The sequence below is a fragment of the Acinetobacter sp. GW821-FHT01E09 genome, assembly GCF_059422385.1.
Map to the genome: position 1 here is coordinate 2,305,305 of NZ_JBWKWU010000001.1, position 26,524 is coordinate 2,331,828.

Annotated in this window: 22 protein-coding genes; 4 read left to right on the plus strand and 18 right to left on the minus strand. The window is 39.2% G+C overall.

The window, feature by feature from the left end:
- Positions 1 to 60 precede the first annotated feature (60 nt).
- The 3 genes from AC07U8_RS10565 to AC07U8_RS10575 form a co-directional block, all read right to left on the minus strand.
- Positions 61 to 399: a DUF6616 family protein gene (locus AC07U8_RS10565; RefSeq protein ID WP_494737846.1), complete on the minus strand. Its 339-nt coding sequence runs from the start codon at positions 397 to 399 to the stop codon at positions 61 to 63.
- Between the two features lie 68 nt (positions 400 to 467).
- Positions 468 to 959: a MarR family winged helix-turn-helix transcriptional regulator gene (locus tag AC07U8_RS10570; RefSeq protein ID WP_209826154.1), complete on the minus strand. Its 492-nt coding sequence runs from the start codon at positions 957 to 959 to the stop codon at positions 468 to 470.
- A gap of 423 nt (positions 960 to 1,382) precedes the next feature.
- Positions 1,383 to 1,991 carry a TetR/AcrR family transcriptional regulator gene (locus AC07U8_RS10575; RefSeq protein ID WP_209826153.1) on the minus strand — a complete coding sequence of 203 codons (609 nt, stop codon included), beginning with the start codon at positions 1,989 to 1,991 and terminating at the stop codon, positions 1,383 to 1,385.
- A gap of 179 nt (positions 1,992 to 2,170) precedes the next feature.
- Between AC07U8_RS10575 and AC07U8_RS10580 the strand changes: the two genes are divergently transcribed.
- From AC07U8_RS10580 to AC07U8_RS10590, 3 genes are read left to right on the plus strand one after another with little or no spacing between them, the layout of a single operon-like run.
- Positions 2,171 to 3,223: a sugar phosphate isomerase/epimerase family protein gene (locus AC07U8_RS10580; RefSeq protein ID WP_209826152.1), complete on the plus strand. Its 1,053-nt coding sequence runs from the start codon at positions 2,171 to 2,173 to the stop codon at positions 3,221 to 3,223.
- A 20-nt stretch (positions 3,224 to 3,243) separates the two neighbouring features.
- Positions 3,244 to 4,125, plus strand: coding sequence for an alpha/beta fold hydrolase (locus tag AC07U8_RS10585; RefSeq protein ID WP_494737847.1), 882 nt, complete (start codon positions 3,244 to 3,246; stop codon positions 4,123 to 4,125).
- Between the two features lies 1 nt (position 4,126).
- The gene (locus AC07U8_RS10590) at positions 4,127 to 5,038 is read left to right on the plus strand and encodes an alpha/beta hydrolase (RefSeq protein ID WP_096734140.1); all 912 of its coding nucleotides are present in this window, start codon (positions 4,127 to 4,129) and stop codon (positions 5,036 to 5,038) included.
- 107 nt (positions 5,039 to 5,145) lie between these two features.
- Here AC07U8_RS10590 and AC07U8_RS10595 read toward each other — a convergent pair whose 3' ends face one another.
- The 6 genes from AC07U8_RS10595 to AC07U8_RS10620 form a co-directional block, all read right to left on the minus strand.
- On the minus strand, positions 5,146 to 6,171 hold the full coding sequence (locus tag AC07U8_RS10595) for an enoyl-CoA hydratase/isomerase family protein (protein WP_096734141.1): 1,026 nt from the start codon (positions 6,169 to 6,171) through the stop codon (positions 5,146 to 5,148).
- Between the two features lie 15 nt (positions 6,172 to 6,186).
- A complete protein-coding gene (locus tag AC07U8_RS10600) occupies positions 6,187 to 6,960 on the minus strand; it encodes an enoyl-CoA hydratase (RefSeq protein ID WP_096734142.1) in 774 nt (257 codons plus the stop codon).
- Between the two features lie 55 nt (positions 6,961 to 7,015).
- Positions 7,016 to 8,143 carry an acyl-CoA dehydrogenase family protein gene (locus AC07U8_RS10605; RefSeq protein WP_096735515.1) on the minus strand — a complete coding sequence of 376 codons (1,128 nt, stop codon included), beginning with the start codon at positions 8,141 to 8,143 and terminating at the stop codon, positions 7,016 to 7,018.
- 73 nt (positions 8,144 to 8,216) lie between these two features.
- Entirely contained in the window at positions 8,217 to 9,869 is a 1,653-nt protein-coding gene (locus AC07U8_RS10610) for an AMP-binding protein (RefSeq protein WP_494737848.1), read from the minus strand.
- 103 nt (positions 9,870 to 9,972) lie between these two features.
- A complete protein-coding gene (mmsB, locus tag AC07U8_RS10615; protein WP_096734144.1) occupies positions 9,973 to 10,863 on the minus strand; it encodes a 3-hydroxyisobutyrate dehydrogenase in 891 nt (296 codons plus the stop codon).
- Positions 10,864 to 10,878: 15 nt separating this feature from the next.
- Entirely contained in the window at positions 10,879 to 12,396 is a 1,518-nt protein-coding gene (locus AC07U8_RS10620; RefSeq protein WP_096734145.1) for a CoA-acylating methylmalonate-semialdehyde dehydrogenase, read from the minus strand.
- Positions 12,397 to 12,561: 165 nt separating this feature from the next.
- Between AC07U8_RS10620 and AC07U8_RS10625 the strand changes: the two genes are divergently transcribed.
- The gene (locus AC07U8_RS10625; protein WP_004821587.1) at positions 12,562 to 13,443 is read left to right on the plus strand and encodes a LysR family transcriptional regulator; all 882 of its coding nucleotides are present in this window, start codon (positions 12,562 to 12,564) and stop codon (positions 13,441 to 13,443) included.
- Between the two features lie 174 nt (positions 13,444 to 13,617).
- On the opposite strand, the gene AC07U8_RS10630 is transcribed toward AC07U8_RS10625, so the two are convergent.
- The 9 genes from AC07U8_RS10630 to AC07U8_RS10670 form a co-directional block, all read right to left on the minus strand.
- Positions 13,618 to 15,525 carry an esterase/lipase family protein gene (locus AC07U8_RS10630; protein WP_096734146.1) on the minus strand — a complete coding sequence of 636 codons (1,908 nt, stop codon included), beginning with the start codon at positions 15,523 to 15,525 and terminating at the stop codon, positions 13,618 to 13,620.
- 8 nt (positions 15,526 to 15,533) lie between these two features.
- Positions 15,534 to 16,535, minus strand: coding sequence for a T6SS immunity protein Tli4 family protein (locus AC07U8_RS10635; RefSeq protein ID WP_494737849.1), 1,002 nt, complete (start codon positions 16,533 to 16,535; stop codon positions 15,534 to 15,536).
- The gene (locus tag AC07U8_RS10640; RefSeq protein WP_494737850.1) at positions 16,528 to 19,263 is read right to left on the minus strand and encodes a type VI secretion system Vgr family protein; all 2,736 of its coding nucleotides are present in this window, start codon (positions 19,261 to 19,263) and stop codon (positions 16,528 to 16,530) included. Before AC07U8_RS10640 ends, AC07U8_RS10635 begins: the two co-directional genes overlap by 8 nt.
- A gap of 339 nt (positions 19,264 to 19,602) precedes the next feature.
- The gene (locus AC07U8_RS10645) at positions 19,603 to 21,807 is read right to left on the minus strand and encodes an OsmC domain/YcaO domain-containing protein (RefSeq protein ID WP_494737851.1); all 2,205 of its coding nucleotides are present in this window, start codon (positions 21,805 to 21,807) and stop codon (positions 19,603 to 19,605) included.
- A gap of 248 nt (positions 21,808 to 22,055) precedes the next feature.
- Positions 22,056 to 22,646: a TerD family protein gene (locus tag AC07U8_RS10650; protein ID WP_004720371.1), complete on the minus strand. Its 591-nt coding sequence runs from the start codon at positions 22,644 to 22,646 to the stop codon at positions 22,056 to 22,058.
- A gap of 17 nt (positions 22,647 to 22,663) precedes the next feature.
- Positions 22,664 to 23,380, minus strand: coding sequence for a TIGR00266 family protein (locus AC07U8_RS10655; protein WP_004720370.1), 717 nt, complete (start codon positions 23,378 to 23,380; stop codon positions 22,664 to 22,666).
- A 14-nt stretch (positions 23,381 to 23,394) separates the two neighbouring features.
- Entirely contained in the window at positions 23,395 to 24,702 is a 1,308-nt protein-coding gene (locus AC07U8_RS10660; protein WP_494737852.1) for a vWA domain-containing protein, read from the minus strand.
- 116 nt (positions 24,703 to 24,818) lie between these two features.
- A complete protein-coding gene (locus AC07U8_RS10665) occupies positions 24,819 to 25,397 on the minus strand; it encodes a TerD family protein (protein WP_004821595.1) in 579 nt (192 codons plus the stop codon).
- A 2-nt stretch (positions 25,398 to 25,399) separates the two neighbouring features.
- Entirely contained in the window at positions 25,400 to 26,509 is a 1,110-nt protein-coding gene (locus AC07U8_RS10670; RefSeq protein ID WP_096734151.1) for a DUF475 domain-containing protein, read from the minus strand.
- Between the last annotated feature and the right edge of the window lie 15 nt (positions 26,510 to 26,524).

Here is a 26,524-nt window from a genome sequence, read left to right on the forward strand (position 1 = left end):
TTGGGCTTTAAAGAACACTTTGATATGACCTTGAAATAAATAAGCATTTTTTAAGAGAAATTAAAACTTCGCTAAAGCATCAAGATGTTGCTGAAAATCACCTTCCACCCCTGCAGCATTTACATGATCGAAGTAATCATACCAACCACTTGCTTGAATACCTGTTAATAATTCATCCCGTGCCTGTTGATTTGGAAAGCGCCAAATCCCCATAAAGCGATGATGACTACTTTGATCAACGGCTGTATCAATCTCGGTGAGTGTTAAAAGCTCAACACCCAGATTAGACAAGCCTCCCATAGCCGCGCCAACATCAGCCAAATATTGTTGACGCTCTTGTACAGGTAAAGCTTGCCAGACAGCATTGGGTGTATAGAGTTCAATTAGATAGTGATTCATGATTATTCCTTGATTTAATTCAACGTTTTATATCGATAATTTAAAAAGATTTTCGTATAGATATTTTATCAGCGCTTATCAACAAGATTTTTCGCCACTTTTTCAAGTAAACCTGTTAATTGTTCATGCTCAGCTTGGGTTAACCCAGCAAACAGACTGGCAATCCAGCGACTATGCTGATCAAACACAGTTTTTGCGACTTGCTTTCCCTTTGCCGTCAGCCGAATACATAACGCGCGACGATCTTCTGGATCTGCATGACGTTCTACTAATTGTTCACGTTCTAAGCCATCCAGTAGTCCAGTGACTGTGGCACGGGTAACTCCCGCTTGTTCAGCTAAAGTTTTAGGCGCTACAGCATCATTAGCTGCATCAAGGAGAAATAAAAGCACAAATCTCCCTTCAGATAAGCCATAAGGTACAAGCTGTGCGGCACAGTCTCGATCGATACTTGAAGCGAGTGAAAGCGTTTGAAAACAGAGGCGCAAATTTTCAATATCTGCCATTTTACGGCGTTGCGCTTCATGCAAAAGCGCGGTGTATTTCTGTTCTAAATTCATTTAGTATTTAGCCATATAGTATGGTGACTAACTATATATTGAATATTTTACCTGTGTCAAGATAGATTCTTTACCAAAAAAACAGGGCTTAAATTGATCAATTTTAAAGGGACTAAAACAGATTTTTTCAGATTAATTTTTATGTTTAATTTATCTCGTGTTAAATCGCTAAAATAATCCTTAATATTATTTTGAATAACATAGAGCCTAGCTTATGATGTTTTATAATTTATTGAAATATATTGTTAAAGTTTAATTTGTTCATCAATTAAAACCCATTCAATATTGCCATTTCAAAGTGATGAGACGCCCATTTATTCGCCGTAAAGCAAGGCTTAAAACTCAACAAAATAAGTCGCAATCATACGATGTATATTCCAAGTCAATATTCATCACTTATACATTGTTACTGCTGATCTAGGTCTAAGCTTTTGAAGATGAAACCAGATATTGATCTAAATTTTTAAGGGAAAAATCGATGATTTGCACAAGCATTTGTTCTGAATAACCATCTCTGGCTTGAACGGATAATCCATGTAGTACTAGTCCGTAATACTGCCCTAATATTTCAGGGTCTGCATGTTCTAATAATTGCCCATCCGCTTTCGCCTGTTTAAAGCGCTTAACTAGACTTTGACCACGTTCAATACGCTGTTGCTTCATCCAGTCTAAAAGGCTTTGATTTTCCTGACTTAATACGCTTGCAGATGACACAACCATACAGCCATATGAATGGTTATTCTGGGTATAGAGTTTGATTGCATCTTGAAATAATTGACTGATCGCATCCTTAATATTTGCTTGTTGTAAAGCGTGGATCGCAAAGCCGCCTTCATTTTCTTCGTAGTGTATAACAGCTTCTCGAAACAACGCTTCTTTAGAGCCAAAGGCTTTATAAATACGCGCGGAAGCAATACCTAAAACCTCGACTAAATCTGACATCGAAGTCCCTTCATAGCCATGTTGCCAGAAAAAATCACGCGCTTGAATCAATGCTTTTTCCCTATCAAATTCTCTTGGTCTACCAGCCATAACGACGCTTCAATCCGATTTAGTGTTTTTTATTATCATTCGAAAAAATTAATTTCGCAAATAAATCAATAGGATTTGTTGGAGAGGCTGCCCTTTTTTAAATTCTTTTTTAAAAACTTGTTGTTTTTATTCAAAAGAAAGCCTATTGTTTGTCGATCGACAACTAATTGGGTTTAGCTATGCAAACCATCAAAGGTCCAAGTATTCATCTCGCACAATTCAGTGATGATATTTTCCCATTTAATAATTTAGAGAGCATTGCCGCATGGGTTTCCGATAAAGGCTTTAAGGCTGTGCAACTGCCTGCATGGGACAAGCGTTTATTTGATGTTAATTTAGCAGCCACAAGCCAAGATTATTGCGATGAAATACAAGGGGTTTTACAAAATAATGGTTTAGAAATTAGTGAATTGACAACGCATATTTTTGGTCAACTTATGGCTGTGCATCCAGCTTATGATGCTTTATGTGATGCTTTTGCACCTTCACATTTACATGGAAATTCAGTAGCTAGAACTCAATGGGCTGAACAACAAATGTTGGCTTCTATTCAGGCATCTGCCCGCTTAGGTTTGCAAGATATGGGAACTTTTTCAGGTTCACTGGCATGGCCTTATATCTTTCCTTTTCCTCAACGCCCCGCTGGACTTATTGAAACCGCTTTTGATGAACTTGCACGTCGTTGGATGCCGATCCTCAATGCTTGTGATGAACATAATGTCAACCTGTGTTACGAGATTCATCCTGGCGAAGACTTACATGATGGTATTTCCTTTGAAATGTTCCTAGAACGGACACACCACCACCCACGTTGTCAGATTCTTTTTGACCCGAGTCATTTTATTCTGCAACAACTGAATTATTTGGAATATATCGATATCTATAAAGATTTTATTCGGATGTTCCATGTCAAAGATGCTGAGTTTAATCCGACAGGACGCCAAGGGATGTATGGGGGTTATCAAAATTGGGGAGATCGTGCAGGTCGATTCCGTTCAACTGGAGATGGTCAGGTTGATTTCAAAGCAATTTTCTCAAAATTGGCACATAACGACTATCAGGGCTGGGCAACTTTGGAATGGGAATGTTGTTTAAAAAATAAAGAGGATGGCGCAAGTGAAGGTGCTGAGTTTATTCAACAACATATTATTCATGTTACTGATAAAACATTTGATGATTTTGCCGCAGCGCCTGTCAATCAATTGCAAATAAATCAACTTTTGGGTATCTAAGGCAGCGATTGGAATTCACTATGACAACCATTACAACACATGAAAATTTAGTCGATCAATTTCAGCATCATTACATTCATATAGACAGTAAAAAACTTCATTATGTCTCTACAGGCCGTGGTCCTGTTGTATTACTTATCCCCGGTTGGCCACAAACATGGTACGCATGGCGAAATGTAATGAGCGTCTTGGCGGCCAACGGTTATCAGGCAATTGCTGTGGATCCACCGGGAACGGGATATTCTGTGCCGCTGAATGGAAGTTATGATACGGGGCGAATTGCGACAATTTTATCCAGCTTAATGTCAAAACTTGGACACGATACTTATTCAGTGATTGGTCACGATATCGGGATGTGGGTTGCTTATGCACTTGCAGCTGATTTTCCCCAATCTGTTACTTCTTTGGCTGTGACTGAAGCTGTTATTCCCGGATTGGCAACGCCACCCTCTATTTTTGTTTCAGCTGATGAAAATATTTTTCTATGGCATTTCATGTTTAATCAAGTGATGGACTTACCTGAAGCTTTGGTCAGTGGACGTGAAGAAACTTATCTTAATTATATTTTTGATAAATGGTCGTGGCACAGAGATAAAGTCGCCGCTGCAACTTATATTGAGGCTTATAAAGTATCGGGACGTTTAACGGCAGGTTTTAATTACTATCGTTCAATCCCCGAAACCATTCGTCAAAATAAAATCCGCGCAACTAAAAATCTAGAAATGCCTGTATTGGCGATTGGCGCAGAACAAGCAACCAATGATGCACCTTATGAAACTATGAAAAAAGTTGCACCACATTTAACCAGTGCAATTGTCAAAGATTGTGGTCATTTTATTATGGAGGAACAACCCGAAGCGTTTTGTTCCCTGATTTTAGAATTTCTACAACAGGAGCAATAAGATGCCTTTAGATCATCAAATTGCAGACTGGCTTAACACTAGACCTGCTGCAACAACTGCAAACACACTTTGTGAATTAAGAGCGCAGGTAAATCAGGACATCATACAACAGCAAGGTATTGAGCAAGATCCCAGCTATCAATCCAGTTTTTGGGTCACAACTTCTGATCAAGCTCAAATCCAAGTTCGGGTATATACGCCCTATGCTTTGGTGCAGCTACAAAGCAACCCAGCTTTAGTATTTGCCCACGGCGGTGGATGGTGTTTGGGGAGTTTAGATGCATGGGATCGTTCATGTCGTTTACTGGCAGAGTCAACACAGCATGTTATCTTTTCAGTGGATTATCGCCTAGCGCCTGAATTTAAATTTCCAGTACCGCTGACAGATTTTTTTACAGCACTTCGTTATATTCAAGAACATGCTTTAAGTTTAGGGCTTGATCAAAATCGTATTGCTGTGGGTGGTGATAGTGCGGGAGCTAACCTTGCAGCGGCTGCATGCTTACTCGCTAAAGCGCATCCAGAAATCCAGATTAGTCAACAACTGCTGTTTTATCCAGCCTTAGATGCCACGATGCAGGGTAAATCCTATGAAACTTATGCGGATGGTTATGGCTTAACCACTGCAACAATGGCGTATTGTTGGGATCAATATTTAAATAGTGATTCCGACAAAACCAATGAACTGGTGAGTCCTCTACTGGCACATTCATTACAAGGCTTACCTGAGACAACAATTTTTGTCTGTGAATATGATCCACTGCGTCATGATGGTGAACAATATGCTGAAAGATTGAGAGATGCTGGTGTCTCGGTGAAATTTCATTTTCTAGCAGGAATGATTCATGGTGCAATTCATATGACTGCAATCACAGAGAAAGCCAACGCTATATACGATAAGATTGATTTATAGGTGATTTTGATCATCGTGAAAAAAGGAAATCGCATGATTTCCTTTTTTGCTATTTCAAAAGTATCTGAATGTTTATAAAAACAGAACTGATATACGCATTAAAAAGACTAACCTAATTCAGCCAATATTTTATCTAGTGTAGCATTCTGTTGCTGCCATTTTGGCTGTTTATCTTTGTCGACAATTAAAGCGCGAACACCTTCAAGAATATCACCATGTTCAAACCAGATATCCTGTAAATTTCGTTCCAGCTGCATACATTGTTGTAATGACAATCCCCGTCCCAAGTATTGCAGTCGTAAACTGGTCTTTTTCGCCACCCAAGAACGTTGTTGCAAAGTGCTTAAGACTTTGCTTGCCCATGCTTGATGCTGTTGGTCTTTTTCATTTTCAAGACTTTTTTCAATATCTTGCAAATTTTGAAAGCCAAAATGCTTACGAATGTTCTCAACCGATGCACTGAGTTCACTTTCTACAGGACGGGTAATAAATTTAGAAATTATCTGTTCAATATTGTCTTTGCTTAAATTGCTTGATTGGCTTAATGCATCAAGTAAGGCATTAAACTGTTGGCTAGGAACATGATAATCAATCAAATCTAAATATAAGGCATCACTGCTACTGATTTGGTCGCCAGTGGTTGCCAGATAGACCCCAATATCATCTAAACGCGACAAGAAATGCGTTGCGGCAACATCAGGAAAGAAACCAATCGCTGTTTCAGGCATGGCAAAACGTGATTTTTCACTGCTGACAATAATATGACAGGCTTGTGCCAGACCAAAACCGCCACCTAAGACATAACCATCTAACAATACCACAACTGGTTTTTTAGACGCGCGAATGCTATTCAACATGTCATATTCAGCGATAAAATAGCCTTTATGGCCGTCTGTACCATTTTGATAACAATCATAAAGATAACGAATATCACCGCCTGCACAAAATGCTTTTGGGCTATTGGATTTGATCAGTATCGCTTGAATGCCAGCATCATTTTGCCAAGTTTCAATTTGTGTACGGATACCATTGATCATATCCAAAGTTAGTGCATTCAGGCTGGACACCCGATCTAAGGTAATCACACCCAGAGCTGCGTTCTGTTCGATGATTAAATGATTTTCAGTATTCATCCCATCTTCATCCTATTATTGATTTTTAAAGTTGGCTTGGCGTTTATCAACAAAGGCTTGCATGCCTTCTTTTTGATCCAAAGTAGCAAAAATTGAATGAAAGGTTCGTCGTTCAAATCGCAAACCTTCCACCAAACTCACTTCAAAGGCACGATTAATTGATTCTTTAATCATCATTGTCGCCACCAATGATTTTTCAGCAATTTTTTCAGCAGCACTTAAAGTCTGGGTTAAAAGCTCTTCGGGGCTAAACACACGGGCAACTAAACCACTCAGTTCTGCCTCAATTGCCCCCATTTGTCGAGCGGTTAAACACATTTCCATCGCTTTGGCTTTACCTATGGCAAGGGTTAAACGCTGCGTACCCCCAATGCCTGGAATCACGCCTAAAGTGACTTCAGGTAAGCCAAATTTGGTATTATCTGCACAGTAAATAAAATCACACATCAGTGCCAACTCACAACCACCACCCAAGGCATAACCACTGACAGCTGCGATTAAGGGTTTACGGCGTTGCGCAATTCGATCGGCAAGATTAAAAAAATCATCAAAATAAATATTGGGAAAGTTCAATCCCGCCATTTCTTTAATATCAGCACCTGCTGCAAAGGCTTTTTCTGAACCAGTCAGCACCATACAACCAATATCCTGATCTTTTTCTAAATCATCTAAAGCTAAATTTACTTCTTGGATTAATTTTGAATTTAATGCGTTTAAAGCCTTTGGGCGATTGAGTGTAATTAAGCCTACGCCTTTGTGTTTTTCCAGTAAAATCGTTTCAAATTGCATATTCATTTCCTTATCTGTTTTATCTTATCATCTGATACACACCGATTAACTCTATTTATAAACTTCGCGCAATCACCAAACGCTGGATGTCACTGGTGCCTTCATAGATTTGGCAAATACGTGCATCACGATAAATTCGTTCAATTGGAAAATCTTTTAAATAACCATAACCACCAAAGATTTGTAGTGCAGCAGAACAGACACGCTCTGCCATTTCAGAGGAAAATAATTTTGCCATTGAGGCTTCATTGAGACAGGGCTTGCCTGCTTCTTTCAATCGTGCGGCATGATGGACCAATTGACGAGCTGCTTCGATTTCTGTTGCCATACTGGCCAAACGAAAAGCGATTGCCTGATGTTCAAAAATCGGTTTTCCAAAAGTAATCCGTTCTTTGGCATATTTGCTGGCTTCTTCTAAGGCAGCACGTGCCAAACCCACCGCTTGCGCAGCAATACCTATACGACCGCCTTCCAGATTAGACAGTGCTATTTTAAGCCCTTCACCTTCTTGACCTAACATTAAGCTTTTGTGTACACGCACATCAGTCAATGCAATTTGACAGGTATCTGAAGCATGCAATCCCAGTTTTTCTTCAGTCCGAATCACTTCATAGCCCGCAGTTTCCCGTGGCACAATAAAGGCACTGATACCTTTTTTACCAGCACTTGGATCGGTCACTGCAAATACAATAATTACACCAGCATTATTTCCTGAAGTAATAAATTGTTTTGCACCGTTAATAATCCAATCCTCACCATCTTTGACAGCTCGGGTTTTCAGTGCTGCTGCATCAGAACCAGTATGCGGTTCGGTCAATGCGAAAGCACCTATCATTTCACCTTGTGCCAAAGGCATTAAATATTTTTGTTTTTGTTCTTCATTACCAAATTTAGCAATCGGAACACAACCGACTGAATTATGCACACTCATAATGGTAGAGGTTGCGCCATCGGCCGCCGCAATTTCTTCAAGTGCAAGGACATAGGCTAAGTTTCCAGTATCTGAACCACCCCATTGCTCTGAAATCAGCATCCCCATAAATCCCAATTGCCCCATTTGTGACAAGGTCTCTTTGGGGAAAATGCTGTGTTTATCCCATTCCGCTGCATTTGGTTTAATTTGTTCTTGGGCGAAACTTTTCGCCATGTCCTGAATCAATAATTGTTCTTCAGTAAATTGCATTTCATATTCCTTAGCATCATTTAACATCCTACATTCGGCAAGTTTAGCTTGTGTAGGATGATCCTTACTGGCTTTATACACTTAATTGTTGTTTAGCAATTTCTTGATTCCGTAGTAAAAAGCGTTGAATCTTGCCACTTGGAGTCTTGGGTAGTTCAGTAACAAATTCAACTTGTCTTGGATAAGCATGGGCAGACAGACGTTTTTTGACAAATTGCCCAAGTTGTTCAGCCAATTCCTCAGATGGTGTTTTATTTTCTGCCAAAATCACAAAAGCTTTAACGATTTCTGTTCGCTCTGGATCAGGTACTCCAACAACAGCAGCTTCAATCACTGCCTCATGTTCAAGTAATGCACTTTCTACATCAAAAGGTCCAATACGATATCCAGAGGTGGTAATCACATCATCACTACGTCCAACAAAGCTCATACTTCCATCTGCATGTAATTCAGCAGTATCACCGGTCAAATAATAATTTTTGATAAATGGTGATTTACGACTTTCTTTATAGCCAGCAAACCACATCATCGGTGATTGACTGATATCTACCGCTAAAATTCCAGCGGTATCGGCAGGCAACTCATTGCCTTGATCATCTACCACAGCAACACGATAACCTGGGCTGGCAAAACCAGCAGCGCCTGCACGGACGTCGTGGCTTAAACCATGATGATTGCACACCACCATGCCCACCTCTGTCTGTCCATAATGATCAAAAATAGGCGCATCAAGCACTTGTTTAAACCAACGAAAAACTTCAGGATTTAAAGGTTCACCAGCACTACTCACAACCCGGAATTTACCTTTTAGTTGTGCCATTTGAGTGGGATCCGCGGCCATCATCATCCGATATGCTGTAGGTGCACCTGCCAAATTGGTAATTTTATAATCATCAATAATTTGACATAAACTGTCTATGCTAAAACCACCTTCATAAAACAAAGTGGCATGGCCTAACAATAATGGTCCTGTGATACCGTAATATAAGCCATACGCCCAACCTGGGTCAGCAATATTCCAAAATGCATCATCTGCGCGTAAGCCGATCGCATCTTTCATATAGTTGCCAAAAGCAATTAAGGCTTTGAGTGGAACTTCTAAAGGTTTTGCAGGCCCCGTGGTGCCCGAGGTAAACATGAGTAAAAATGGATCTTGAATGCTTTGCATGACCAGATCACATTGCTCAGCATGTTGATTGAGTTCTTTCCAAAAATCTAAATCGTCTTGTTGTACAGCATGACCCTGTTGATCAGAGACGGTCATAATTTGTGGACACTGTGCAACTTCATCCAGTTTGCTACGATTGCCGATATCGGTCACAACCAATTTGCTTTTTGCCAGCTGAACTCGATGTTCAATCGCCTTTGGGCCAAATGCAGTAAATAGCGGTTGATAAACTGCACCAATTCGCCAAGCAGCGAGAATCACCACCAATAATTCGGGAGTTCTTGGTAATAAACCCGAAATACGATCACCGGCTTGAATACCCTGTGACTTTAAAATATTGGCAAACTGACTCGACCATTTTTTCAGTTGAGCAAAGGTGTATTGTTCTTTACGGCCATCTTTACCTTGCCAATATAGGGCAACTTTTTCGCGATCTGCTTCTGCATGTCGGTCACAGCATTCATAACAGGCATTCAGTTGATCAACCGAGCCTGAGAGCATCTCTTGAACCGCACCATCTAAATTAAATGTTTTAGCAACATCATGATAATTCAACATATTATATACTCCGGCCTGGATTTATTGTTATTCATGACACGAGTGAATCTATTGGTTTTTCACCACCCATTGGTGGTGAAATTGACTATGCTTCGATTGATGATTAAGTTTCTTTAGGCAAATATTGCTGAATGATGCTGGAAAAATCGAGTTGAGCATTACCTTGCATACACAGTTGCTGATAAAGCTGCTGTACCAAACCACCTAAAAGCAAAGGTTGTTTGACTTGGCCTGCGGCTTCAACAGCCAAACCCAAATCTTTAAGCATCAGTTGAGAGGCAAAGCCATCACTATAACCACGTCCAGCAGGTGCATTTGCAGAAATACCCGGCCATGGGTTACACACTTCAGAGCTCCAGCAACGACCACTTGAACTATTGATTACGCCTGCCAACGCTTGTGCATCGATACCGAGTTTTGCCCCTAGCGCCATGCCTTCAGCCACTGCGGCCATTGAAATGCCTAAAATGAGATTATTGCAAATTTTAGCAATTTGTCCTGCACCCACTTCACCACAGTGCACGATGTTCTTACCCATTGGTGCAAGCACAGATTTAACTTGTTCAAAGGCTTTATCATCAGTTCCTACCATAAAGGTTAGCGTACCTGCTTGGGCCCCGATCGTGCCACCTGAAACAGGTGCATCACAAATTTGAATTCCTTGCTCTGCACCAATTGCAGCAATGTCTTTAATGGTTTGTGGATCAATGGTACTGCTGTCGATACATAAGCTGCCTTGTTTAAGCACAGCAAGTACCCCATTTTCACCCAAATAGACCTCTTTAACATGCTTTGCGGCTGGCAGCATGGTAATTACCACATTAGCATTTTCTGCTGCTGCCTGCGGACTATTACAGGCAATTCCGCCTGCTTCGGTGAAATGTGCGATTGCAATATCACTTAAATCAAAGCCATAAACCGTTAAGCCTGCTTTGAGTAAATTATGGGCCATTTTACCGCCCATATTGCCTAAACCAATAAATGCAATATCCATCCTTGAACTCCTGTATTAACGCAAGCTGATGGTGGTATTCACTTCACCTTTTTCTTGTGTGTCTTCGAACCAACGACTGGTTATGGTTTTGGTTTGAGTATAGAACTGTACTGCTTGTTTACCATAAGGCCCTAAGTCCCCTAATTTTGAACCTCTTGACCCGGTAAAGCTAAAGAATGGAACTGGCACAGGAATTGGAATATTGATACCAACTTGACCGATATCAATGGTGCTTTGGAAAGTACGTGCTGTGGCACCACTTTGAGTAAATAAACCCACACCATTGCCGAATGGATTGGCATTGACCAATTCAATGGCTTGTTCAAGCGTATCAACATGAATAATGGCTAAAACCGGGCCAAAAATTTCTTCAGTATAGATACGCATATCGGTAGTTACTTGATTGAATATGGTTGCACCAACAAAATTGCCATTTTCATAGCCTTGGACTTGTACGCCTCGACCATCGAGTAAGAGTTGCGCACCTTGTGCAATACCGCTATTAATCAAATCTATAACGCGAGCTTTGGCACGTGGTGAGATCACAGGACCAATATCTGTTTGCGGTTCATGCCCAGCATTGACTTTGAGTGTTTTGGCTTTTTCAACCAATTCATCCACCCAGTTTTTAGTTTCACCGACCATTACAGCAACAGACAATGCCATACAACGTTGTCCAGCCGCACCAAATGCAGCACCAACTAAAGCATTTAAGGTTTGTTCTTTGTTGGCATCTGGCATGACCACGACATGGTTTTTTGCACCCATCATCGATTGCACACGTTTACCATGCTGACCTGCTAAGTTATAGACATGCGTGCCTACCGCTGTCGAACCTACAAATGAAATGGCTTTAATGTCCGGATGCGTACATAGACGATCCACCACTTGTTTGCCACCATGTACCACATTGAGTACACCAGCAGGTACACCTGCTTGTAATGCCAATTCAACCAGCATCATGGTCGATAATGGATCTTGCTCAGACGGTTTAAGTACAAAGGTATTGCCGCAAACAATCGCCATTGGAAACATCCATAGTGGAATCATGGCAGGAAAATTAAACGGGGTAATTCCAGCACATACACCCAATGGTTGCTGCAAGGTATAAGTATCTACACCACGGGCTACACCTTCAGTATATTCACCCATTTGCAAGGTGCCAATCGAGCAAGCATGTTCAACCACCTCTAAGCCACGTTGAATATCACCTTCTGCATCAGCCAAGGTTTTACCTTGTTCTGCGGTCAAAACACGTGCGATATCTTTCATATTGTCACGAATCAAATCTTGCAGTTTTAGCATGATACGCATACGGGCTTGAATCGGTGTAAAACGCCAAGTTTTAAATGCTTCTTGTGCCGCAGCAATTGCAGCATCAACTTCGTCTAAAGTTGCCATTGGGACACGACCAAGTACCTCTTGGGTCGCTGGATTTAAAATGTCTTGCCACTCAGTAGTATTTGATTCGGTAAATTTTCCATTAATTAATAATTTAGCCGTCGTCGAATGAATATTTGACATTGTGTTCATAACCTCTCCATAGGCAATATTTTTTGTTGTTACATTCTTAGAAAATAGCCAAAAGCAGTATTTTCATCAGTGCTGTTTCAAATCAAACTAACAAAGAAAATATAGATGACCAATAGAAATTAACGCACAATTAATGTGCAAATATGCACAAGGATGTCATACACAATGAAAGTCGATTGGGATCACCTACAGTTTTTTTTAGTTTTAGCGCGTGCCAAGACGTTAACCAATGCAGCTCGTATTATTGGGGTCGAACACAGTACCGTGTCTAGACGGATACAGGCGCTAGAATTAGCTTTAGGAACGCCGTTGTTTAGACGCGAAGCCACAGGCTATGAACTAACTATGGAGGGCTTGGCGTTGGTGCCCCGTGTCGAGCAAATGGAACAAGCTTTTTTGCAAATTGAAAAACCCAACTTACCTTTACAAGGACATGTGCGAATTGGCACACCGGAGGGTTTTGGAACAGCATTTTTAGCCCAGCTATTGGCAGAACTGTCTAAACAATATCCTTTACTCACGATTGATCTTATCCCGGTTCCAAAAATGATTAAGCTGTCGCATCGTGAAGCTGATATTGTGATTTCCATTGATCGTCCTAAGTCAGGACCTTATATTATTACCCGTTTAACCGATTACTGTCTTAAAATTTATGGCAGTAAAGGCTATCTAGAAAGCACTCAAGCGATTAAAAAACTTGAAGATTTAAAAAACCACCAGTTTGTAAACTATATTGACGATTTAATTTACAGCCCTGAACTGTATTGTTTAGAACGTCTGCCCTTACAGCTCAATGCAAATTTTAGAAGTAGCAGTATTTTGGCCCAACAAGTTGCTGTGAGTGCAGGTGCTGGATTGGCAATTTTGCCAAAGTTTTTGGCAGAAAATAAACCAGAACTTAAACAGGTGTTACAAGACGAAGTTCGTTTTATTCATACCTTTTGGATGCTAACTTTAGTCGATTTACAGCATGAACCGCGTATAAAATTGGTTTGGGATTTTTTAAGAACACAAGCTGATAAATATCAAAATTTATTGATGGATTGAAAATTTTCGGTAGAATTTAAATTCTTGATTTTATAAAATATTGCCTAAATCGTCTTCAAATTTTTCCCTTAATATAAAGTCAGAAATATTGAGAACAATTAAGACCAGATAAAATTAGACTTCTATCGTTAACCTTAGAAGTCCTTAAAATTATTTACTTAAACTCATATAAAATTATAAACGCTTGGTTTCACTCTCACATTTTTCTGATGTTGAAGTTTGTTTAATAATATCGACGATGTTTGCAATGCAATATATTGTATTCAATTGGACATGTTTATTGTCATAGCTCTTTGCATGTACATAGCCATTGATAATAAAGGTTTCAATTGGACTACGCCCCTCTGCACGAACATCTTGCCCAGACTGATAACATACCGTTCCATCTCCTTTTGAAGTGGGTTTAAGATCTAAATAAAATGTGGCTTTATTGGTTTTAGAAATTTTAGATTTTTCATCAAGCAAAATTTCTCTTACACCATCTTCTTTATAGGCGTTGTCTTGTAAATTATGAGTTTTCGAGCCTTTAATGCTTAAATCTGCATCATTTTCTGGAGGATTATTGGGATCATCTTCTTTAATATCACTTCGATCTTTGATATCCGGGAACTGGATTAATTTTTTCTTGCCATATAAGCTCATTAATTCAATCAATTCATTTTCACTGCTAATATTTAACTCTTCTTTACAGCGCCACACCACCTGACCAAATGCTTTAAAACTATTGTCAGCAGCATAGTTGGCATACGTAGTGGGATGATAAGCATCTTTAATATGATCATGTAATTTTTTGACAATAACTAAAGTATCTCTATAAACATCAAAAATACTATCATATCCGTCTTTATCTACAGTTTTTGCAACCAATCCAGCAGGATCAATAAAATCAGGATTGATCATCGCCCACCAACAATCTTTTCTTTTATAAATATCATTATATGGGTCATTACTTTTTGGTAATGTGGCGGTAATTTCACCGCTAGGTGTTTTGGCTTTAATGACTAACCATGCTTTAGGATTTTTGGGAAAATCCACAGCATTGGAATAATTTGAGAAAGGTAATAGTTCTAATCCCCCAGGCGCATTTGCCAATGTTGCGGTGAGACGTTCAGAAGTATTTCCAAACATAAATTTAGTTGCCCACGCAGCAGCACTTTTAAAGAGTCCTGTTGACGCTTTCCAACCATCCCAGCCTACAGTGAGACGCTGATATACCGCTGGCGCACCACTGGCAGGCATCGCACCATGTACCACACCGGCAATCTTATCTTTGACTTTTTCATTTTGAATCAAGGCACGAGTCACTAATCCTCCCATAGAGTGACTGACAATAATAAATTTCTTAAATTTTGCGCTAGGAAATTCTTTTTTAACTTGTGCCATAACTTCATTATTGAGTCGGTCCGCAACTTGATCCGCTGACTTCATGTTGGTCTGTAACCAGTTATAGCCACAAGCAAACACTGGAAAAGCATAATCAGCCAATTGCTCATGCTTTTCTAAACCTAATAATTCAACTGTTTTTTCAGCAGACCAATTTTTAAGTATTTTTTCAGTTGCTTTATTGCCCGGATGGACAATTTTTTCCCATTCAGTTGTACCATTAAACTGGGCTTTTTTGTGCTCACTTAACTTTTTAAAGGGTTGATTAAGCTGACTTTCCATAAAAATCAATAAATCTGCATAACCAATGGTAATCACTGAGCCCCAACCGCGTGCCAAAGCCACGTCTTTGGTGATATGTGGAATTCGCTTTTTACTTATTTTTACATCGCCATCATAACCCACCTGAGTTGTTGCTGGATTCAAGGCAATTTGTCGTTCTCGTGCATCTCGTTTACTGTATTCAATAATCGTGGAAAGTGATATTCGAGGATACCAAACCTCTTTATCATCTGCGGTATCTTTAATATTTGAGCCCATAATGCCTGGAATAAAAATAACCGGCACAACATGTGTTACAGGTGCAGGGATTTCACACTCGGTATTGACACTATCCGGTGTGGTGTGTGAAACATAGGAAACACTTCCAGATTTATAAAGCCTTTCATAGGCCTCATGACGATGTATATGATTTGACATTGTTATTCTCAGAATTTACGTATGGTTTTTAAAATCGACTCATAAAGTTTTAAGGCGTCATATTGTTGTAAACTACTACTCTGTGTAAGCGGAGATGAACGTGCTGTATCTACCTCAAAACTAATCAATGGATCCTGATTATTATTGGCACTGCCCGTATGTTCCCATAGGGCGCTAATGCCATTTTTGCCTTTCATTTTTTCAACGGAAATCCATTCTTGCCCTGTTAAATAAGCCGTATCTTTTTCACCTTTACGGATATTGCCTTTATCAATTTGACGTTGGCTTTGCCCAACCTCTTTAAACTTTTTTTCTATCCGGGGAATCATTGCTAAGACATATTCATCATTTGTTTCTGCTTCAAAACGTAACACTACTGTTGGATAGTCCTTAAATCTAAAACCAAGTTTTTGGATACTATAACGGTATTGTTTGGTTTCATCTTTAATAAAACCTTGATAAATACATTGTCCTATTTCTTTGGGAATCTCGTATTCATTACGATAGTGTAAGTTTTTCACTAAATTATGAATTGCTTCATTACTTTTCTTGGTTCTTTCTGGGGAGTCACTATGTCCTCCTTCAATTAAAAATAACGTATTTTTATCGAGTACAAATCCAAAGACCGTAAAAGGATGCCCCTTATCTTTCGATTTTTTTCCTTTTATAATTTTAGAAATACGTCCATCAATTTTTTGTTCTTGAGGGTCATCGGTGATAAACCAACCATCATCAGAATATTCTTTTCTCACTTTTTGAATAGCAGTATCAAAATCTTGACGTGTTGCTTTAGTTTGAGCCTTAATGGTAAAAGAATCATATTTATCATAACGTTCTAATGGATTTGCTTCAGCGGGGATATCAACCACATAGCGCCCAATGCAATAAGTTTTGGTTTTTTCTAAATTGATCATGTTATTTCCAGTATTTTTTATTTCTGATTTTGCAAATGCACATCCTGTGTTGATGATACAAATAGTGAATAATAAACAAGAGCGTAATTTATTCATCGACATATCCTAATAATGTAATGACTACTTTGGTCATAGCCAGTGACGTTACTTTCTCTGTTTTACCTTCGGCATCCGTAATACCTTCGATGGTTTTTCCATCTTCTGTTTTTATTTTATATTTCATATTTGGCATGGCTTTGCCTGCTTTATTACGTAACACAAAGCATTCACCATAATCCATTTGAAGTTTTGGCATGGCTGCTAAATCAGTAGTTAAAGTACTGCCTGGCATGGTTTTAATTTGCCCTGCTTTTAAGGATAGGGTGCCTGGGCAAACAATATCTATATTGCCATCTTCAATTTTAATGAAGCCACCACCAGATGAGATCAATATTCCTTTACCACTTTCGACTTTGACAAAGTCATTAATCGCATAAATATGCATCAGTTCTTGTGAGGCGATTTTCATGCTGCTTGCTTGTGATTCAATTTCGACTGCACCTTGTCCAGCTTTGATTTTGATACCCGCTGCTTGAGCAAAGAGTGAAATTTTATCTAAAACATTTGCCAGAAAAGCTCGACCTGAAAAAATTTGAACATTACTTTCTGAACTTATATCAATGTTTTCTTTGGCTTGGGCAATTATGCCTTTATCTGCATCGAAAATAAGTGAATCCTTTGCATCGATTGCAATATAAGGAGTTGAATCTGATTCATTCCAGTTCGGAAGCGCTATTTTTATGGCTTCTTGTAACTCCAATGCTGGCGCAGAAGTTTGGTGTTGTTTCGCTGCTTCCTGAATGGCTTGATTAGTTGCTAAGAATTTTTCGATATTATTTTGAAGATTGTCGCGATCAAGTTGGTTTCCAGCAGCATTACTTGCTATTTCTGTTGTAATTAATATTCCTTTAGACGCACGTATTCCGCCCCAATCATCGGTCCTTAACTCAAACCCTTCACCACGACCATCACTTTCTGCGGTTTCTTTGGGATGACTTAGATTACCTAAATTTAGCTGTGTTGCACCGTGGCTAGATTGTAGCTGTGTACTTAGTTGCCCAGTGCTATCGTCAAATCTGAGTTGCCCAAAGCCTTCCCCCGAAATCTCTTTTGATCGAATACCACTCAGCTTTTTGGTTTCTGGCAATTTGCCTTTGATATCAAATTGGGTTGGACTTCGATGTCCTTCATGGATTCGTCCTGTAACAAAGGGTCTGTCAATATTACCATCAAAAAAATCAATCACTACCGTCTCACCAGCACGAGGTAGAAATCTTGCACCATAACCTTCACCCGCCCATGGCGTCAGTACATCGACCCATGCAGAATCGGTATCAGTATCGTTTGAACCAGCACCACCATCATGAGCATGATCTTCAATTCGAGTAAATAGGAAACGTACTTTTATCCGACCCCATTCATCCACATAGATTTCATCACCATCACTGACCACTTTGGCACGTTGTACGTGAGCCGTTGGTCGATGTTTTAAAGGGTCATATTCAGGAACGATATCAATGTTACGACGAACTAAGGTAAGCTCATTGGCTTGACGTTCTTGTTTACTGTCTTTATTGCTTTGCCAATGGCTGAGGGTGAGTAGTTTTTCAACTTGATCTTGAATATCTTTGGGAAAGTTGTTCTGATGGTAAAAGTGCTTATTCAGTATAAGCAGTTCCTTATCACTTCCACGATGATTTCTGTCCAACTCTGGATGATCAGTCAATTGAAACCAATAGCCAACCTGTGTATCACGGACACTACTATGCGCGGTAAAGTATTTGGCTTGCAAAGCTTGATATTGATTCAGTTGTTTATTCAGTTTATCGAGTTGGCTATTTCCTGATGCTGTGGCTTGGTCTTCACCTTTAAGGTCACGGATCCATGCAGGAGAGATATTCCAAGCTTGTTCTAGACTTAGACTCTCATTGTCGCGTTGTGCGCTGTGTTTGTGTGAACTTAGGACGGAACCACTGGCGTCTTCTTGAGTTAAACTGTCTGCTTGCCAACGCTGGACGTGGATTGCTGTAGATTGTAATTGTCTCTTTGCGATAAAACTGGTGATACTGTCATACTGTTCCGTTGCATTCGATCGATGATAACGAATGGTTCTACGCTCAAGGGCCTTAAATTGGGCATTGTCATCAATTAATCTTAGTTTCTGTGGTTCAATACTATTACTAGAAACCAAGTAATTCGACTCATCGATCAGCCAGTTAATTGATTCTTCACGTAAAATCCGAGTAAGGTATTCATAATCAGATTCGTTTGATTGCATGGAGAATGGACGAACATCATAGTCTTTGGTTAAGCCACTGCTATCCAGTATTAAACTTGCTGCAAACAAGGCACTTTTGGATTGCCATTCTTTTACGATAATTTCGCAAATTTCCACAACACGCTTATCCATGAACACGCGGCTATTACGTCTTTTATGCCATAAACTGGTTGGATCTTGCATGGTTAATCGATAAAGGCTCAATGCACCATCGGATTGTCCCTGACTTGCACCTGTGATAATCCCTGTCGTTCTAAACAACCTGCCTGAATCTGTAACTTGGTCCACACTCACCTGACAACCAATAAATTGTTTTAATTCTATAAATGGATTTAAGGATAAACAGATCAGTTCTGCGGATAAGCCCTCGTTGACAGCATGATAACCATCAATACGTTGTAACATGATTTGGGAATTGAGTTCCAAATTTGAAAATTGGACACTCATCGCACGTTTTTGAGTTCCGAAGCCAAACTTATCCAAGAAGATAGAAATATTATTCAACATTTTATTATTATAGCCTTACAATTGATAAGTAAAACTTAACATAAAATTTAGTATGGCTCAAATTTACTGGATTATTGTTGTGTTCCAAATTCAATATTCATCTAGAGATATAAATTTAAATTAGGCTTCTTTCATAAGTCCTTTTTAAAACTATAAATCAACATAAAATCCTCCTAATCCTAGCCTTCCCAAAGGGAGAAGAAACTTTCAATATCCATATGATTGCTCAACAGGATCATTTTTTGATTTATGAAAGAGATCTATTATTGATATTATTTTGAAAAATAAAAACCCAAGACGAATCTTGGGTTTTTCACTTAAGTTATCAATAAAACGTGTTTAACTTGCTAAGCCAACAGCTTTAGCACGTGCCTTATGTAATTTCTTATAACTGTCAATAAGTCTTAAATGACGATCAAGCCCTTCAAGCTGCATACTGGTTTCAGTCAAACCATAAAAACGCATACTGCCGTCTAGAGAACCAATAACTGCATCCATTCGTTCATCACCAAACATACGACGGAAATTCGCCTCATAGTCATCTAAATCCATGTCGTCATCTAGTTCAACTTCAAGCATTATATTCATACACTGGTAGAACAAGCCGCGTTCTACAGTATTGGTATTGTATTGCAGGAATTGTTCAACTAAATCTTTGGCTTCTTCAAACTGTTGTAAAGCAAGATAAATCAACAGTTTTAACTCAAGGATGGTCAGTTGCCCCCACACAGTATTATCATCAAATTCAATCCCAATTAAAGTCACGATATCGGTGTAATCATCCACTTCAACCTCTTCAAGACGTTCAACTAAAGCTTCTAGTTGCTCATCATCTAAACGATGAAGATTTAAGATATCTTCACGGAATAACAATGCTTTGTTGGTATTGTCCCAAATTAAATCTTCAACCAAATAAATTTCAGAATAATCAGGCACAATGATACGGCAAGCTGTCGCGCCTAAGTGCTCATAGACTGCCATATAGACTTCTTTGCCCATTTCCTCAAGAATGTTCAACATGGTCTTTACTTCTTCAGCATTGGCATTTTCACCCGCACTGCTAAAATCCCATTCAACAAAGTCATGGTCTGATTTTGCACTAAAGAAACGCCAAGACACCACACCACTTGAATCGATAAAATGTTCAACAAAATTATTCGGTTCAGTCACCGCATTACTGCTAAAGGTTGGTTTAGGTAAATCATTTAAACCTTCAAAACTACGACCTTGTAACAATTCAGTTAAGCTACGCTCTAAAGCAACTTCAAGCTTAGGGTGTGCACCAAACGATGCAAATACGCCACCTGTACGTGGGTTCATCAACGTGACACACATCACTGGAAATTCACCACCCAACGATGCATCTTTAACCAAGACTGGAAAGCCCTGTTCTTCTAGGCCTTTAATGCCCTCAACAATACGTGGGTATTTTGCTAAAACGTCTTCAGGTACATCTGGAAGTGCAATTTCTCCCTCTAAAATTTCACGTTTAACCGCACGTTCAAAAATTTCAGATAAACACTGTACTTGAGCTTCGGCTAAGGTATTTCCTGCACTCATACCATTGCTTAGATATAAGTTTTCAATCAAATTTGATGGAAAATATACAACTTCTTGATCTGATTGACGTACAAACGGTAATGAACAAATCCCACGCTCAGTATTACCTGAGTTGGTGTCATACAAATGTGTACCTAATAATTCATTGTCTGGGTTATATACCTCTAATGTATATTCATCCAATATTTCTTTAGGTAGCGCTCCATTTGGTCCTGGTTTAAACCATTTTTCATCTGGATAATGTACAAACTCAGCATTGGCAATGTCTTGACCCCAAAACTGGTCGTTGTAGAAGAAATTACAATTTAAACGCTCAATGAACTCGCCTAATGCCGAAGCCAAAGCACTTTCTTTGGTTGAACCTTTACCATTGGTAAAACACATTGGAGATTGCGCATCACGAATATGTAATGACCATACATTTGGAACAATATTTCGCCATGAGGCAATTTCTATTTTCATTCCCAAACCTGCCAGAATCTCTGACATATTGGCAATAGTTTGCTCTAAAGGCAGATCTTTACCTTCAATATAAGTTGAGCTTTCTTGTGCTAAGTTTGGCATGAGCAATGCTTGTGCATCGGCATCAATACTTTCAACTTCTTCAATAACAAATTCAGGACCTGTTTGGATGACTTTTTTAACGGTACAACGGTCGATCGAACGCAAAATACCTTGACGATCTTTATCTGAAATATCCGCAGGCAGTTCAACCTGAATTTTAAAAATTTGTTTATAACGGTTTTCAGGATCGACAATATTGTTTTGCGATAAACGAATATTATCTGTTGGGATATCACGAGCTGCACAATACACTTTCACAAAGTAAGCAGCACACAAAGCAGATGATGCAAGAAAATAATCGAAAGGACCCGGCGCAGAGCCATCACCTTTATAGCGAATGGGTTGATCAGCAATTACTGTAAAGTCATCGAACTTGGCTTCTTGTCGAAGATTGTCGAGGTAATTGACTTTGATTTCCATGTGGGCACCTAAATATTCTTATGTGTTGGCATGGACACATAAAATTTAAATATTGAAAAATAAGCCGAATCACGGAGAAGAAATTGACTTAAAAACGAACTAACCGCAACTGAGGTCAGTAATAATGGACGCTATTATAGAATTATTTTACACAATTGATAACTTTAGAATGGAAAGATTGAAAATACTTTAAACAAAAAGCCATTTCTAGAAATGGCTTTGTTGATTAAAAATTTTTACAGCCGCGCTTAAAGCACCGGAATGATCGAAGGAAGCATGTCATGAATGGTCTTACCATTACAAGTATCGCCAATCGCAGACATTTTCCATGCGCCATTGTGGCGATAAACTTTAGCGATAATCAAGGCAGTATAATTGCCTTTTGCTGAAAGGTTATATTTTGCGATTTCAGTATTGGTATTTGAGTCAACTAAACGACAAAAAGCATTTTCAACTTTTTCAAAAGTTTGACCGCGGAAACTACTAATTGTAAAAACCAGTGCTTTGACTTGCGGTGGGATTTTGGTTAGATCAACATGAATCACTTCATCATCGCCATCACCAGCACCTGTACGGTTATCCCCTGAATGCCAAATACTGCCATCCTTGCTTTTTAATTGTCCAAACCATACTGCATCAAGTGGTTGGTTGTTTTCATCAAAAATAATGACAGACGCATCAAGGTCAATTGAATCACCACCACCGCCACCAAAAAGACCACCTAAAAATCCACCACTTTTAGCCACATCCCAGCCTGCACCAAGATAAATTTTAGTCAATGATGAACCATCACCTTTTTCTAAAGAGATTTTTTGACCTTTTACTAAACTAATACTCATATGTTTCCCTCATAGATTTAATTGTTTCTATTTAAATTTAAAGCTGAAGATAACCATGTGAGGTAGCTCTTGCGATTTCGGGAACAAATAATGACTTTGCCATTGCCCCTAAACTTAAGCACCATACCTTCACCACTGGTAAAACTGTTTAAAAGATTTCCAACAATTCCGCGATTTTGTGAACTTGGCATCCCAATGTTGTAACTTAAAGACGAATCCCATGCCACAACATGACCATTATCAATGGTGGTTTCTCCATTCTGAGTGCTTACATCGACTTCCATCAAGGTACCACAGCCTGAAATACACAGTTGTCCTTGTCCTGATGATTCCATCACCACAAAACCACCTGTGTCACCAAAGAATCCACCGCCTAAATTTGCTTGAATTTTGGCTTTGACATTGACATGTTCTGTTGCTGCAACAAAAGCCCCATCAGATAAAGTGTATTGCTGAGGGCCAATGTTAAGAATCTGCATATCACCATCTATGTTTGGAGAAAGTAAACACTGTCCATGACCAAATGATGCTTTGATTTCTTGCTGAAACAGCGACTCCCCTGTGGTAAATCTACGCATAAATGATTGAAATAAGCCGCCACGTAAATTTCCTGCCAATTCTAAATTTTGCTCAATCATGACCATAGCATCAGATTCACAAAATATTTTTTCTCCCTGTACCAAATCGACCAATAGAAATGGTTCTGGACTGCCTACAAGTTCAAATTTAGCCATCGATTGTCCTCACTTTATCGAATAATGTTTTTATTTTTCGCTTCTTTTAACCACAGTGGAAATTCCTGAAGTAGCGCATCATACAGTTGTGCTTCAGGCATACTTTGAATATTGCTCATTTCAAAAAAATTGCAATTATCTACCACTCGCCCATCCATCGTATCGAGTTGTTCGAGCACACCGTAGTTACGCCCCCCGATACCCACGAACTGCCAAAAAATAGGAAAACTGGATGCATTTTTAAGAATATTTTTAATCTTTTTACTTTCACTGACCCCACCATCTGAAACAAATACCACATAAACGGGTAAGTGAGATGGATTTTCTTGGGTAAAATATTGAATCACGGCTTCAAGTACAGCAGGTTCATTATTATAACGTGCACCCGCTTTCCACTTTGGGTGTCCGCCTTGATCTGTATTGACAAAATTTTCTAGGTTATTCAGGGTTACATCGCTTAAACGCAAGGATTTTTCTGCAAATGCCCAGCACTCAAAACTACCATCATCATCAAAATTGACTGCCAATGGCATAATTCGGTCGAGTACTTTTTGCACATCACCTTTTATATACTGTTGGTGCATTGAACCTGAATAATCGAGGACTAAAGCTACGCGAGCTTTTACATCGAGTAAATTATTTTTTTCTAAACTGATCAAAGACTTTTTAGTAATATCTACCAAATGTGGGGCTGCATTTTGGATTTTATCCAATACCACTTTCTTTTTCAGATCAATCGTAGATGCGCTATTGCTTGTCGATGGGTTTGCTGTTGATGGAGTAGCTGCTGCACTTTCTTCAACCTCTCCCCCAAAGTGCTCAACTAAAGCCTTTAAGCCACCATTAAAACCTTGACCAATTGCAGCGATACGCCAAGCATCACTTTTAAAGTAAATCTCAGTCAGCATCACAGCTTTTTCTTGGCTAAAATTAGAACCATTTAAAACATAACTGGCAACAACCTGACCCTGTTGATTAGATAACTCGACCTGAATCGATTGTATATTTTGGATTTGAGACTGTTCATTGGCTAAGGTTGCACAAATAACAAAACGTGATGTTCGTGTTGCGTCTATCTTGTTTAAATCAAAGGTAAAACTATGTATGTTGCCTTGAAGCTGATATTGAACTTCGCCTTTCGGAGCCTGTGGCTGATTATAGAAAGTCATATAATCATCATGGAAAAGTTTATCGTTTGGCGCAATACCAAAACTAGAAATATCAATTTCAAAAGGTGCTTGAACTTGAACACGTACTTTAAACTGTGTCTCTGTCTGCAACAATTGGTGAAGTGCCAGTTTTTGGCCAGTGATGAATTGCATTGTTGTTCTCTATTTAGTACTTGAAAATAATTTTTACTGTGTTCATAAATGAACCGATTTAAACCGAATCACTTTCAAGTACTAAAAGATAAATCTTTTAGTACTGATTTTAAAAATTAAACTGCAACACCATAACTTGCAGCCAAAGCACCTAAGCCACCGTTAAAGCCTTGGCCGACTGCTTTGAATTTCCACTCGCCGCTATGACGGTATAACTCACCAAAAATCATCGCAACTTCTGTGCTACCGTCTTCAGATAAGTCAAAACGTGCAAGTTCTTCTGCATTGCTATCTTTATTGATTACACGGATATAAGCTTTATCCACCATACCGAAGTTTTGACCATTTTGTTGGCCTTCATGAATGGTTACAGCAAATACAATTTTTGCCACATCAGCAGGAACTTTAGATAAATCAACTGAAATGGTTTCGTCATCGCCATCACCGTCACCTGTACGGTTATCACCGTTATGGTTGACAGAACCACAAGGAGAAGTTTTTTGGTTAAAGAAGATGAAGTCGCCATCTAAACGAACTTTGCCATTTTCACCAGTCAGAAAAGCAACAGCATCCAAGTCAAATGCTTTACCATCTGTAACACGAGGATTCCAGCCTAAACCTAAGTCTACTTTATTCATGGTAGGCGCTGTTTTAGACAGGTTGATGTTACCGCCTTTTGATAAATTAATAGCCATTTTTAGTTTCCTTTTTCAGTTGTTGTTTCAAGAGATTGTTTTTTACTATAAGAAATTGATGAGATTACTGCCCAAACAATAAACGCGACACCAATCAAACCTGTTACGACCTCAGGTATATGTAAGCCTGTACCACTTGCAAGCATGATGAATGCAAGTGCACCAATCGCATAATGTGCACCATGTTCTAAGTAAACATAAGCATCGAGCGTACCTTTTTCTACAAGGTAAACGGTCATAGAACGCACGAAGATTGCACCAATTGCCAAGCCCAGCATAATAATTACCACATCACTGGTAATTGCAAAAGCACCGATTACACCATCGAAACTAAAAGACGCATCAAGAACTTCAAGATACAAGAAGCCACCGATACCGCCTTTGATAATTGTACCTGTGACTGGTGCACCATTATTTGAAGTTGTTTGTTCAGATGCTTCTTGCTCATCATCATGTGAACCGCCTTCAAGCAAGTGTCCGATCACCTGAACACCGACATAAACCACAATTCCCCAGATCCCTGCCATTGTTACAACAAGACGAGAAGTTTCAGGTACAAAATTAGCCATAACCAATAATGCACATAATGAAATAAACACTGAAATCGCTTGAATATTGCCTAGATCAGCGAGTTTTGACTCCAACCAATGGAACCAATGCTCATCTTTTTCATCATCAAATAAAAAGTTAAGGAAGACCAAAAGTAAGAACATACCACCGAATGCTGCAATTTCAGCATGGTGTGCCATAAGCTTTTCAGAGTAGGTTTTTGGATCGTTCAGCGCAAGTTTTGCGACCTCTATCATGCTCATGTCTGCAGTGACGCCAACAATGAGTAATGGAAAGATTAAACGCATACCAAATACAGCGATCACAATACCGACTGTTAAAAATAAGGTTCGCCAGAAATGATTCCAGTGCTTAAGTACTGAAGCATTTACCACTGCATTATCAAATGATAAAGAAACTTCCATTACTGCAAGAATTGCAGTAATTGCCAATGCCTTGAACATGGTCATTAGGCCAGCTTGGGGGCCATGTGTGAAACCCCAATACGCTGAAATTGCTAAACAAATGATGGTAAAAAGAATCGAAAAGCGAAAATGTTTCATCCATTGAACTCTTAT